This is a genomic window from Streptomyces changanensis (assembly GCF_024600715.1).
Lineage (GTDB): Bacteria > Actinomycetota > Actinomycetes > Streptomycetales > Streptomycetaceae > Streptomyces > Streptomyces changanensis.
In genome coordinates this window covers 4,691,642-4,704,539 of record NZ_CP102332.1, presented here as the reverse complement: position 1 = coordinate 4,704,539, position 12,898 = coordinate 4,691,642, and the positions used below count along the sequence as shown (strand labels likewise).

Annotated in this window: 8 protein-coding genes; 4 read left to right on the top strand and 4 right to left on the bottom strand. The window is 75.2% G+C overall.

Translation table 11 applies throughout. The features are described from left to right. Positions 1–11 precede the first annotated feature (11 nt). Positions 12–2,294, top strand: a complete 2,283-nt coding sequence (glgB, locus tag NRO40_RS20955) for a 1,4-alpha-glucan branching enzyme (protein WP_408057033.1) — start codon at positions 12–14, stop codon at positions 2,292–2,294. 52 nt (positions 2,295–2,346) lie between these two features. Here the strand turns inward: glgB and NRO40_RS20950 are convergent, their stop codons facing one another. The 3 genes from NRO40_RS20950 to NRO40_RS20940 form a co-directional block, all read right to left on the bottom strand. Next, entirely contained in the window at positions 2,347–4,623 is a 2,277-nt protein-coding gene (locus tag NRO40_RS20950) for a HelD family protein (RefSeq protein ID WP_058943660.1), read from the bottom strand. A 218-nt stretch (positions 4,624–4,841) separates the two neighbouring features. Beyond that, on the bottom strand, positions 4,842–6,086 hold the full coding sequence (locus tag NRO40_RS20945; RefSeq protein WP_058943659.1) for a YncE family protein: 1,245 nt from the start codon (positions 6,084–6,086) through the stop codon (positions 4,842–4,844). Between the two features lie 314 nt (positions 6,087–6,400). Further along, complete coding sequence (locus NRO40_RS20940; RefSeq protein WP_107115161.1) at positions 6,401–7,846, bottom strand: cation:dicarboxylate symporter family transporter; 1,446 nt, start codon at positions 7,844–7,846, stop codon at positions 6,401–6,403. Positions 7,847–7,971: 125 nt separating this feature from the next. Here NRO40_RS20940 and NRO40_RS20935 point away from each other — a divergent pair, with 125 nt between their 5' ends. The 3 genes from NRO40_RS20935 (at position 7,972) to NRO40_RS20925 (ending at position 11,168) form a co-directional block, all read left to right on the top strand. Beyond that, positions 7,972–9,639: a sensor histidine kinase gene (locus tag NRO40_RS20935; RefSeq protein ID WP_058943658.1), complete on the top strand. Its 1,668-nt coding sequence runs from the start codon at positions 7,972–7,974 to the stop codon at positions 9,637–9,639. Next, positions 9,636–10,334, top strand: a complete 699-nt coding sequence (locus NRO40_RS20930) for a response regulator (protein WP_257375471.1) — start codon at positions 9,636–9,638, stop codon at positions 10,332–10,334. The genes NRO40_RS20935 and NRO40_RS20930 overlap by 4 nt, the downstream gene beginning before the upstream one ends. Before the next feature lie 141 nt (positions 10,335–10,475). Next, the gene (locus NRO40_RS20925) at positions 10,476–11,168 is read left to right on the top strand and encodes a helix-turn-helix domain-containing protein (protein WP_079047291.1); all 693 of its coding nucleotides are present in this window, start codon (positions 10,476–10,478) and stop codon (positions 11,166–11,168) included. 215 nt (positions 11,169–11,383) lie between these two features. Here NRO40_RS20925 and NRO40_RS20920 read toward each other — a convergent pair whose 3' ends face one another. Then, positions 11,384–12,700 (bottom strand): helix-turn-helix domain-containing protein, encoded by a 1,317-nt coding sequence (locus NRO40_RS20920; protein WP_058943656.1) that lies wholly within the window; start codon positions 12,698–12,700, stop codon positions 11,384–11,386. Positions 12,701–12,898: the final 198 nt, after the last annotated feature.

Here is a 12,898-nt window from a genome sequence, read left to right as displayed (position 1 = left end):
GGCTCTCCCCCGTGACCCCCCGCCGTCCGACCCGCAAACCGCCCGCGACGACCGCCCAGCCGCTCGTCACCGCCCTGCAGGCGCCGCAGACCGCCGTCCCCGGCCGGCCGCCAAGGCCCCGGGACGGCGCCGACGGCGTGCCGGCCCACCCCCTCGGGGACACCGACCGGGCCCGGCTGCTCGCCGGCGAGCACCACGACCCGCACGGGCTGCTGGGCGCCCACCCGCTGCCCGACGGCGTGGTGTTCCGGGCCCTGCGCCCGCACGCCCGCGCGGTCGCCGTCCTCCTCGCCGACGGGGAGCGGCACGCGCTCCACGACGACGGGGACGGCCTGTTCTCCGGCGTGCTGCCGCTGCGCGAGGTCCCGGCCGACTACCGGCTGCTCGTCTCGTACGAGTCGGCCGAACTGGAGGTCGTCGACCCGTACCGCTTCCTGCCCGCCCTGGGCGATCTCGACCTCCACCTCATCGGGGAGGGCCGCCACGAGGAGCTGTGGACCGCGCTCGGCGCGCGGGTGATGACCCACCAGGGCGTCACCGGTACGCGCTTCACCGTGTGGGCGCCGAACGCGCGCGGCGTGCGGCTCGCCGGCGACTGGACGTACTGGGACGGCACGGGTCTGCCGCTGCGGTCCCTCGGTTCCACCGGCGTGTGGGAGCTGTTCGTCCCCGGCGTCGACGAGGGCGCCCTGTACAAGTTCGAGGTCGTCGGCCCCGACGGCCACCACTCGCTGCGCGCCGACCCGATGGCCCGCCGCACCCAGTGCCCGCCGGAGACGGCGTCCGTCGTCACCGCCTCGCACCACGAGTGGGGCGACGCCGCGTGGATGGCCCGCCGCGGCGAGCGGCCCGTGCACGAGGCGCCCTTCTCCGTGTACGAGGTGCACCTGCCGTCCTGGCGTCCCGGGCTGACGTACCGTCAGTTGGCGGACGAGCTGACGGCGTACGTCACGGAGCTCGGCTTCACGCACGTGGAGCTGATGCCCGTCGCGGAGCACCCGTACAGCCCGTCGTGGGGGTACCAGGTCACCTCCTACTACGCGCCGACCGCCCGGCTCGGCTCGCCCGACGACTTCAAGTACCTGGTGGACCGGCTGCACCAGGCCGGGGTGGGCGTCCTCGTCGACTGGGTGCCGGCGCACTTCCCGAAGGACGACTGGGCGCTGGCCCGCTTCGACGGCACACCGCTGTACGAGCACCCGGACCCGCGCCGGGCCGAGCACCCGGACTGGGGGACGCTGGAGTTCGACTACGGCCGGACGGAGGTGCGCAACTTCCTCGTCGCCAACGCCGTCTACTGGTGCCAGGAGTTCCACATCGACGGCCTGCGCGTCGACGCCGTCGCGTCCATGCTGTACCTCGACTACTCGCGCGAGTACGGCGAGTGGGCGCCCAACGAGCACGGCGGACGGGAGAACTTCGACGCGGTCCGCTTCCTCCAGGAGATGAACGCGACCGTCTACCGCCGCTGCCCCGGCGTGGTCACCATCGCCGAGGAGTCCACCGCCTGGGAGGGCGTGACCCGCCCGACCGAACACGGCGGCCTGGGCTTCGGGCTGAAGTGGAACATGGGGTGGATGCACGACTCGCTGGTGTACGTCTCCAAGGAGCCGGTGCACCGCAGGTACCACCACAACGAGATGACGTTCTCGATGGTGTACGCGTACAGCGAGAACTACGTCCTGCCGATCTCGCACGACGAGGTGGTCCACGGCAAGCAGTCCCTCGTCACGAAGATGCCCGGCGACTGGTGGCAGCGGCGCGCCAACCACCGCGCGTACCTGGGCTTCATGTGGGCCCATCCCGGCAAGCAACTGCTGTTCATGGGGCAGGAGTTCGCGCAGGGCGCCGAGTGGTCCGAGCAGCACGGCCCGGAGTGGTGGCTGCTGGCCGACGACTACCACTCGGCCGGCGACCACCGGGGCGTGCGCGACCTCGTCCGCGACCTGAACGCCGTGTACGCCGTGACGCCCGCCCTGTGGGAGCGGGACACCTCCCCGGAGGGCTTCCGCTGGGCGCTGGGCGACGCCGCGGACGACAACGTCTTCGCCTTCGTCCGGTACGACGCGCAGGGCGACCCGCTGCTGGCGGTGAGCAACTTCTCGCCGGTCGTGCGCCACGACTACCGGCTGTGGGCGCCGGAGTCCGTCCCCGCCTGGGTCGAGGTCCTCAACACCGACGCGGTGGAGTACGGCGGCGGCGGCGTCCGCAACGCCGACCCGGTCAAGCGGGAGCCGGAGGGCGTGCGGATGACGCTGCCGCCGCTGGCGACCGTGTGGTTCCGGCCGGCCTGACGCGCGGCACGGGCCGGCCGGACCCGGGGTGCGGGCCGGCCCGACCCGTGGTTCAGGCGGCCGGTGCGGCCGGCGCTCCGGCCGCCGACCGCACCACCCCGAGCCGCTGGGTCGCGCGGGTCAGCGCCACGTACAGGTCGTTGACCCCGTGCGGCCCGGCGGTGCGGATGGCCTCCGGGTCCACCACGACGACCGTGTCGAACTCCAGGCCCTTCGCCTGCCGCGGTTCGAGCAGGACCACCGGCCGGGTCAGGTCCGGTTCGGCGCCCCAGGACGCCCCGGGCAGCGCTGCGGCGAGCGCGGGCAGCCGCGCGGCGGGCGCCACCACGGCGAGCCGCCCCTCGTCGCGGACCTCGCGGGCGACCGCGTCGGCGACGGCGGCCGGCACGTCGTCGGCGGTCGTCTCCCAGGGCGGCACGCCCGTGGAGCGCACCGAGCGCGGCGGCCGGAAGTCCGGCTCGACGGCGCGGCGCACCTCGGCGGCGAGCTCCATGATCTCGGCGGGCGTGCGGTAGTTGACGCCGAGCGTGACCTGCTCGTAGCGGTCCCCGACGTACGGGGCGAGGATCTCCCGCCAGGAGCCGCAGCCCGCCGCGTCGCCGGTCTGGGCGGGGTCGCCGACGAGGGTCATCGAGCGGGTGGGCACGCGCCGCATCAGCAGGCGCCAGGCCATCGCGGACAGTTCCTGCGCCTCGTCCACGATGACGTGCCCGAACGCCCAGGTGCGGTCGGCGGCGGCGCGCTCGGCGGCGCTGCGGTGGTCCGCCTCCTCGTGGCGCTCGGCGAACCGCTCCGCGTCGATCACGTCCTGGACGCCGAGGACCTCCGACTCCTCGTCCTCGAACTCGTAGGTCCGCGAGGCGTACGCCACGTCGAGGACGCCCTGCGCGTAGGCGATCCGCTCGGCGCGCTCCCGGGCGGCGGCGGCGCGGGCGGCGGAGTCGTCCTCGCCGAGGAGTTCGGCCGCCTCGTCGAGGAGCGGCACGTCGGCGGGGGTCCACGCGTCGGCGCCGGTCCACGCGTCGGCGGGGTCGCGCCGGACGAACTCGGCCTCGCCGTCGGGGAGGTAGCCGAAGGGATCGGCGAGGAAGCGGGCGACCAGCTCCTGCGGCGTCAGCACGGGCCACAGCCCGTCGATCGCGGCGTGCACCGCGTCGCTCGCGGCGACCTCCTTGCCGAGCTGGGCGACGTCCGACGGGTCGAGGAGGTTGGGCCCGCCGTAGGGGTCGGCGCCGATGCGCTCCACGAGCTGCGCGGTGAGCGCGTCGACGATCCGGGTCGCGAAGCGGGGCCGGGCGAGGTTGTGGGGCAACCCGGTGCCCCGGGCGTCCCAGCGGGCGTCCTCCGCCATGTCGCGCGTGAGGAAGAGCGTGCCGTGGTCCTCGTGGTCGATCTCGACGGGCTCCTCGGTGGGCGGCACGGTCTGCCGGTCGCGCACGTACCGGGCGAGCACCTCGGCCATGGCGGCGCGGCCCTTGATCTCCGCGGCCTCGGGGGTGTCGGTGCCGGTGGCGCGCACGCCGGGGAAGAGCTCGCCCGGGGAGGCGAGGAGGACGCCCGTCTCGCCGAGGCTCGGCAGGACCTCCCCGATGTACCCGAGGAAGGCCGGGTTGGGGCCGACCACGAGGACCGCCCGGCGGGCGAGCAGCTCGCGGTGCGCGTACAGCAGGTACGCGGCCCGGTGCAGGGCGACCGCGGTCTTGCCGGTGCCGGGGCCGCCCTCGACGACGAGGACGCCCTGGTGGGGCGCGCGGATGATCCGGTCCTGCTCGGCCTGGACGGTCTGCACGATGTCGCTCATCCGGCCGGTGCGGGCGGAGTCGAGCGCGGCGAGGAGGACGGCGTCCGCGTCGCGCCCCTCGTGGCCGCTGCGGGTGGTGTCGCGCAGGTCGAGGATCTCGTCGTGGAGGCCGGTGACCCGGCGGCCCTCCATGGTGATGTGGCGGCGCCGGGACAGGCCCATGGGGGTGTGGCCGGTGGCCAGGTAGAAGGGACGGGCGACGTCGGCGCGCCAGTCGACGACGAGCGGGGTGCGCTCGTCGTCGTCGTCGCGGATGCCGATCCGGCCGATGTGGTGGTCCCGGCCGTCGCGGAAGACGAGCCGGCCGAAGCACAGCCCGTGGTCGCCCGCGTCGTACGCGGCGAGGAGCCCGGACTGCTCGGCGATGAACACGTCGCGCTCCAGCCTCGCCTGGGCACTGGTGCCACCGGCCCGCAGGGCGTCCCGCACGGCCGCTTCGGCCCGCTCGCGCAGGACGTCCAGCCGGGCGTGGAGCCCACTCACGAAGCGCTGTTCCGTCCGTACTGCCTCGGACTCGTCGATTGACATTCCACTCCCGACGCGATACTGTGACTTCGTCAATTCACGTGCTCACTTTGTCGTGCCCGCACGCGAATCCACGAGTATACGCGTCACCCGCCCCCGACCGCCTCAGCGGTGCGGGGCTTTTTCATGTCCCGCGCGCCTCCGCCCGCCTCTGCGGGCTTCCGCCCCTCCCCGCCGCCGGCCGCGCGGGAGGCGACGGCGGGCGGCGGGCGGCGGTCCGTTCAGCCCTGCGGGGTCAGGCCGGACAGGGCCTCGGGGGCGACCCGGCCGGTCCGCTCGCGCTGCGGGAAGTCACCGACCTTGACACGCGCGACCTCCTTCGCGGTCGTGTAGTCGACGACCGACACCTCGTCGCGCTCGGAGAGCGTCACCCAGCAGTGCCTCCCGTCCTGGCCCGTCACCGACCAGTACGGCAGGGAGCCCTGCGGGTAGTGGACGAAGCCGTCGGTGGTGAGGCCGGGGCGGGAGACGACGGCCGTGTAGTCGTCGATGGTGCCCGCGACGCACAGCTTGTCCTGCGCCCCGTTCATCGCCATGCCGTGGTGCGCGGAGTTCTGCGGATAGTCGTCGGGCTTCAGCGCGGCGCCCGCCGCGCTGAACGGCATCTCGACGGTACGCAGCGTACGGCCGGCCCGCAGGTCGTACTCGACGAAGCCGTTCAGGTACGACAGCTGGGCGTACATCGTCGAGCCGTCCGGCGTGACGACGGCCGGGCGGATCCCCTTGTCGAAGGTGTACGTGCGCAGGACCTTCCACGTGCGGGCGTCGGCGACCGTCACCTGCTTGGCGCCCTTGAGGAAGTCGAGGGCCTTCGGCAGGGAGGTCACACCGATGGACATGTTGTAGACGAGCGAACCGTCGGCCGAGTAGATGTTCTCGTGCGGGTACGTCCCGGTGGCGAACTCGCCGGTGACGCGGCCGGTGGCGGTGTCGAGGGCCTGCGCCTTGGCGGCGGTGATCGCCGAGACGACGAACGTACGGCCGTCGGCGGAGAGCGCCGCGTGGTCGGCCTTCAGCCCGGCGAGGTGCGTGCGCCACAGCTGCCGGCCGGTGGCCACGTCGAACGCGGCTGCGTCACCGAGGTTGCCGCGCGAGACGTACAGGGTGCGGCCGTCGGGCGAGAGGTGGGCGTCGTCCACGAACTTGTCACCGCCCGCCTGCTGGCGCACCACCTCGTAGGCGGCCCGCCGCAGGACGTCCATGCCGGCGAGCACCTCCTCCAGGTCCGGCGCGACGTCGAGCGTGCCGAGGTTCCGGTAGGTACGGGAGTCGAGGAAGCTCACCGTGCCGTCCGCGCTGTTGCCCACGAGGACGACGTCCCTCAGCGGTTCGGCGGGTGCCGGGGCGGCTCGCAGCGCGGTGGGGGCGGCCCCGGCGGCGGGGGCGGTGGCCGAGGCGGCGGGGAGGGCGAGGGTGAGCGGGAGGAGGAGGGCGAGCGCGGCGGTCGAGCGGGCCAGACGTGACATGGGGGGACCATCCCTTCGCACCGGTACCGGGTGGCGGTCGTCGTCAGCTCAAGGTCATGCGCATGTCATCCACTGCACGACTCGCCATGTTACCGGCGGTAGCGGCATCCGGACCCCGGACGGAGCGGCGGAACCGTCCCCGCGCGGCACGCAGTGACGCGCCGGGCGCGGGACCGGGCTCCTCTCCCGGTGCCGCGCCCGGCGCGGTGTACCGCGCGGCGGCGGGGTGCGCCCCCTGTGGGGCGGGGGGTTCGCCGCACAGGGCGGGGGGGGACGCCCCGCGCCGGGCTCCGTACGCCCCTAAGGCGCGGTCGTCAGACCTTGGCGGGCGGCGCCGCCTGGGCGGGCTGCTGCCGGCCGTCGGCCGGGGTGCCGTCGGAGCCGGTACCGGCGGGCGGGGTGGCGCCGCGGGGCGCGTCGCCCCGGGCGCGGTCGGCGTCGGTGTCGGCGTGCTCGTCATCCGGGGCGCCGTGGCCGTCGTCGAGCAGCGTCGTCTCGTCGAACGGCAGCCGCCCGGCGAGCACCTCGGACACCCGCTCCTTGTCGATCTCCTTGGTCCAGGTGCCGATCAGCACCGTCGCCACGGCGTTGCCCGCGAAGTTGGTCAGCGCACGCGCCTCGCTCATGAACCGGTCGATGCCGACGATCAGGCCGACGCCGTCGACCAGGCCCGGCTTGTGGGACTGCAGCCCGCCGGCGAGCGTGGCCAGGCCCGCGCCGGTGACGCCGGCGGCACCCTTGGAGGCGATGACCATGAAGACCAGCAGCGAGATCTGCTCGCCCACCGCCAACGGCTGGCCCATCGCCTCGGCGACGAAGAGGGAGGCCATCGTCAGGTAGATGGCGGTGCCGTCGAGGTTGAAGGAGTAGCCGGTCGGGACGGTGATCCCGACGACCGGCTTGCTGACGCCCAGGTGCTCCATCTTCGCGATCAGGCGCGGCAGTGCCGACTCGGAGGACGAGGTGGAGAGGATCAGCAGGAACTCGCGCCCCAGGTACTTGAGGAGGGGCACGATGTGCACGCCCGCGACCAGCCGCAGCAGGGTGCCGAGGACGAGGAAGACGAAGACGACGCAGGTCGCGTAGAAGCCCAGCATGATCACGGCGAGGGACTTCAGCGCGTCCACGCCGGTCGAGCCGACCACCGCGGCGATGGCGCCGAACGCGCCGACGGGCGCCGCCCACATGATCATCGCCAGGATGCGGAAGACCAGCCGCTGGATGTGGCCGATGCCGCGCAGGACCGGCTCACCCGCCCGGCCCATGGCCTGCAGCGCGAAGCCCGCGAGCAGCGCGACCAGCAGGGTCTGCAGGACCTCGCCCTGGGTGAACGCCGACACCAGCGTCTTGGGGATGATCCCGAGCAGGAAGTCGACCGTGCCCTGGCTCGCCCCCTCGGCCTGCTTCTCGCCGGCGGCACGGGTCTCGTCGGTGATGTGCAGGCCGGAGCCGGGTTCCAGCAGGTTGCCGACGACCAGGCCGATGGCGAGGGCGACGGTCGACATGACCATGAAGTACCCGAGGGCCAGACCGCCGACGGCGCCCACCTTCGCCGCCTTGCGCACCGAGCCGACCCCCAGCACGATCGTGCAGAAGATCACCGGCGAGATCATCATCTTGATGAGGTTGACGAAGCCGGTGCCCAGCGGCTTGAGCTCCTGCGCGACGCCCGGGGCGGCGAAGCCCACGACGATGCCGAGCACCACCGCCGCGATGACGGCCAGATACAGATAGTGGGTACGTTCCCGCCGTGCGGCCACGGGTCCTCCTCGATGAGTGCGCTCCACGTCCCGGTGGATCCCCGCGACTATCCATCACGCCTGTGACCCCGGTCACCGTTGCGTACGTTTCGTTCACGCGTTTTCGGCCAGGCAGACTGGTCCGCATGCGCCTACCCCGCCCCCGCAGCCTCGCCGGGCAGCTCTTCGCGATGCAGGCCGTGCTGGTGGCGGCCATCGTGGCGGGGTGCGCCGTCTTCGCGTACCTCACCGACCACGCCCAGGCGGAGGAGACCGCCCGGCGGCAGGTGACCGCCACCGCCACGGCCGTGGCCCGCTCCCCCGCCGTCCTCACCGCGGTCCGCTCGGACCACCCGACCACGGCCCTCCAGCCCTACGCCGACGCGCTCACCGGCGAGGGCGGCGTGACCTTCGTGGTGATCATGGCGCCGGACGGCCGGCGGTGGACGCACCCGGAGCCGGACCGCATAGGCGGGAGGTACCTCGGCCACATCGACGGCGCGCGGCGGGGCGGCACGGTGACGGAGACGTACGAGGGCACGCTCGGCCCCTCCGTGCGCACGGTGACGCCCGTGTGGGACCGCGACCGGGTCGTCGCCCTGGTCAGCGCGGGCATCACCATCGACCGGATCAGCGAGCAGGTGCGGCGGCAGGTGACCGCGCTGCTCGGCTTCGCCGCCGGGGCGCTGGCGCTCGGAGCCGTCGGTACGTACGTCGTCAACGCCCGGCTGCGGCGGCACACCCACGGCATGAACGCCGCCGAGCTGAGCCGCATGCACGACTACCACCAGGCCGCCCTGCACGCGGTGCGCGAGGGGCTGCTGATGCTGGACGGCCACCGGCGGATCGCGCTCGTCAACGACGGCGCGCGGGAGCTGCTGGGCCTGCCGCCGGACGCCGTCGGCACCCCCGTCGCCGAGCTGGGGCTGCCCCCGTCGCTGACGGACGCGCTGCTCGCCACGGAGCCGCGCGAGGACGAGCTGCACCTGACCGCCGACCGCGTGCTGGTGGTCTCCACCCGGCCGGTGGTCGGCGGCGAGCGGCGCGGCGCGGTCGTGACGCTGCGGGACCACACCGAGCTCCAGGCGCTCTCCGGCGAGCTGGACTCCGAACGCGGCTTCACCCAGGCGCTGCGCGCCCAGGCGCACGAGGCGGCCAACCGGCTGCACACCGTCGTCTCGCTGATCGAGCTGGGCCGGGTGGAGGAGGCCGTCGAGTTCGCGACGGCCGAGCTGGAGCTCGCCCAGGCGCTGACGGACCGGGTGGTCGACGCGGTCGGCGAGCCGGTGCTCGCGGCGCTGCTGCTCGGCAAGTCGGCGCAGGCGAGCGAGCGCGGTGTCGAACTCGTCCTCACCGGGGACAGCCGCGTCGACGACGGCGTCCTGCCGCCCGGCCTGGCCGCGCGCGACCTGGTCACCGTCCTCGGCAACCTCGTCGACAACGCCGTCGACGCGGCGCAGGGCTCGGCCGGGTCCCGCGTCACCGTGGCGCTCGGCACGGCCGGCGGCGAGCTGCTGCTGCGCGTGGCGGACTCGGGGCCCGGGGTGCCCACCGGCGACGCGGAGTCGGTGTTCGAGCGCGGCTGGTCGACGCGCGGCCCGGGGCGCGGCATCGGCCTGGCCCTGGTCCGCCAGGCCGTGCACCGCGCGGGTGGGCGCATCGACCTGGGCCGGGGCCCGGACGGCGGCGCGGAGTTCACGGTACGGCTGCCCCTGGGCCCGACGGCGGCGCCGGCACCGGCCCCGGCACCGGCGCGCGCCGCGGGCGGGGCGGGCGCGGCGCTTCCGGTGGCCGGCGGGGAGGCGGCCTCGTGACCGGGGACGCCATCAGAGTGCTGGTCGTCGAGGACGATCCCGTCGCCGCGGACGCGCACGCCCTGTACGCCGGGCGCGTGCCCGGCTTCACCGTCGTCGGCGTCGCCCACTCCCGCACCGCCGCCGTCCGGCTGCTGGAGCGCACGCCCGTCGACCTGATCCTCCTGGACCTGTACCTGCCCGACGGCTACGGGCTCCAGCTGCTGCGCTCGCTGCGCGCCGCGGGGCACGCGGCCGACGTGATCGCGGTGACCTCGGCGCGGGACCTCGCGGTCGTCCGCGAGGGCGTGTCGCTCGGCGTCGTGCAGTACGTGCTGAAGCCGTTCACCTTCGCCACCCTGCGGGACCGGCTCGCCCGGTACGCCGAGTTCCGCGCGGCCGTCGGCGAGGCGTCGGGCCAGGACGAGGTCGACCGCGCCCTCGCGGCGCTCCGCACGCCGCAGCCCGCCGCGCTGCCCAAGGGGCTCAGCGGACCCACGCTCTCCGCCGTCACCCGCACCCTGCGCGAGGCCCCCGCCGGGCTCACCGCCGCCGAGGCGGGCACCGCCGTGGGCATCTCCCGGATCACCGCCCGCCGTTACCTGGAGCACCTGGTGACCACCGGACGGGCCGAGCGCACCCCGCAGTACGGGCAGGTCGGGCGCCCGGAGTTCCAGTACCGGTGGCTCACCGGGCCGGCGCCGGGCGGCCGCTGAGGGCGCCGTGGACGGCGCCGTTGACCGGGTCCCTTCACAGGGTCTTTAATTACCTAGGAGTAGGTACGTTCTGGACGTTCCTCCAACATTCGGTCTTGGTCGAACACACCGTAGCCAGGTGTGACGCCGCACACCTAGCTTGTGCGCGTGCACCCGTCTCCCCCTTCCTCCCCTCCTCCGTTCAACGCCCTGGCCGCGCGCCGGCTGCGCGAGGGCCTCGGCATGGCGCCCGGTCACGTGGCCTACGGCCTGCGCGCGCAGTACGGGCTGGACGTCCCGCCCGAGACCGTCGTCGCCTGGGAACGCGGCACGGCCCGGCCCGGCAACCGCGAGCTCACCGCCCTGGCGGGCGTGTTGTGGTGCTCCCCGGGCGACCTGCTGGCCGCCGCCACCACCCTGCGCGAGCACCGGCTGGCGCGCGCCATGGCGCCGGAGGACCTGGCCCGCCGGGTCGGCGTGGACACCCGGTCGTACCTGAGGATGGAGGAGTCCGGCCGCTGGCGCGGCAACGAGCGCCAGACCGCCGCGCTCGCCGAGGCCCTCGGCCTCGGCCCCCGGGAACTGCTCAACGCCACCGGCAGGGACGAGGAGCTGGCGGCGGTCCTGCGCGACGCGGCGACCACGCGCTGGCAGGCGTACGTCCGGCCCGCCGCGAAGCTGCTGCCCCTGCGCCGCGACCACCTGGAGGAGGTGCTCCAGCGGCTGCACGCCGACTACCAGGCGCGGATGGTCGCCACGTACAGCTGGGGCGACTCCGGGGGGAGCGGCGGCGAGGCCGGGCGGGAGTTCCTGGACCGCATCGTGGACCACTTCTGGGCGCTGGCCCGGCTGTAGCGGCCCCGTCCGCGCGGGCGCGCGGGGTCACCGCGCGCCGGGGCGGCGGGACGTGCCGGTCTCGGGGGCGTGAGGGTCTCGGGGGCGTGAGGGTCTCGGGGGCGTGAGGGTCTCGGGGGCGTGACCGTCTGGCGCGGCGTCACGGTCTCGGGGGCGTCACGGTCTCGGGGGCGTCACGGTCTCCGGGGTGTCACCGGCTCGCGGGGCCGACGGGGTCACCGCTCGTGGGGGCGCGGGTCGAAGCTGAAGAGCTGGCCCGCCGCGTCCGGGGCGCAGGGCCGGTGGACCACCGCCGTCCACGCCCGGCGTTCCCCGTCCGGCACGGTCACGCACAGGCCGGTGGCGGCGTTGCGGACGCGGTGGCCCCGGTGGGCCCCGCCCTCGGCGGGCTCGATGCCGTACGCCTCCTTGGCGCCCCGCTTGCCGCACTCCTGGTCGGCGAGGGGCGCCTCGACGTCGGCGGGGGCGTCGACCGGGGCGCCGGAGCAGCCGCGCCCGAAGTCCGGGTGGTCGGTGACGAGGCGCCACAGCCCGCCGTCGAGGCGGTCGAGGGAGTACCGCGGCACGTCCGCGCCCGCGCACTCCACCTGGTACACCTGACCGCTGTCCTGGCCGGGCCGCTCGTTGAGGCAGAGTCCGGAGTGCACGGCCCGGACGTGGACGGGGCCGGGCGCGGGCGCCGTGACCCGGGGCCGGTCGTCGTGGCCCCGCTCGTCCGTGCCGCGCAGCAGGGTGGCGACGGTGGTGAGCGCCACGACCAGGGTGAGACCGCCGAGGACCGGCACCACGAGCCGCGCCGTCCACCACCGCCGCACGCCGGCACCGGCCGTCCCCCGTCCGGACCCGCGCGCGGCCGGTCCACCGGCCGCGGAGCCGCTGCCACCGCTGCCGCCGGCACTTCCGGGGCCTGCGGGGCCTGCGGGGCGGCCCGTTCCCCCGGTACCGCTCCGGCCGCCGGGCGCGGATCCGTTCCCGTCGCCCGCCGCGTGGCCGGATCCCGTGGCGTCGCCGCCCCCGCGGCCCGGCCACGCGGCGAACCCGCCGGGCATTCGGCGCGTCCCGTCCGACGCACCTCCGGAGCCGTTGCGGCCCGCGCCCCCGGCCCCGTCCGCCCGGATCCCGCCCGCCCCGGAGCCGCCCCAGCGGCCCGCCGCCCCGTCACCCGCGGCGCCCCGGACCGGTGAAGCCCCGTCACCCGACGCGCCCTCGGCCGCCGCGGCCCCGCAGCCCGTCGTGGCGCGGGCCTCGCGGGTGGCGATCTCCTCGCGGGCCGCCATCCACCGCTCCGTCTCCGCCGGGCCCGCCCCGCACGCGCGGACGAAGACGGCGAGCAGCTCCTCGCGGGGCAGGGTCGCCCGCGCCAGCATGTTCGCCACGGTGGAGCGCGGCAGGCTGTCGCCGACCGCCTCGGCACGGGCGGACAGCTCGCGGTAGGTGAGGCCGGACCAGTCCTTGAGCGCCTGCAAGCGGGCGACGAACGCCGCGGGGTCCCGTGCCTCCGCCGGGCCGGGCGCCCTCTCCCGGTCGGACATGCCATCCCCTCCCTGGCCCGCCCCGGACAGGGGTGGGACATGTCCGGGACAAGGCCCCAGCCTTGTTGATCCGGCGGAGAGGCTCAAGAGTGGGTTTCGGCCGCACCACGCACGAGCGGCCTTGATCCTCCACGGGGGGACGATCAAGGCCGCTCGGGCGCCGGCGCGACCGCCCGCGGGCGGGTCGCTGGGGTGATG

Coding starts and splice junctions, on each gene's coding strand:
- NRO40_RS20950 (WP_058943660.1), bottom strand. CDS start 4,623: ATGTCAATCGACGAGTCCGAGGCAGTACGGACGGAACAGCGCTTCGTG.
- NRO40_RS20945 (WP_058943659.1), bottom strand. CDS start 6,086: ATGTCACGTCTGGCCCGCTCGACCGCCGCGCTCGCCCTCCTCCTCCCG.
- NRO40_RS20935 (WP_058943658.1), top strand. CDS start 7,972: ATGCGCCTACCCCGCCCCCGCAGCCTCGCCGGGCAGCTCTTCGCGATG.
- NRO40_RS20920 (WP_058943656.1), bottom strand. CDS start 12,700: ATGTCCGACCGGGAGAGGGCGCCCGGCCCGGCGGAGGCACGGGACCCC.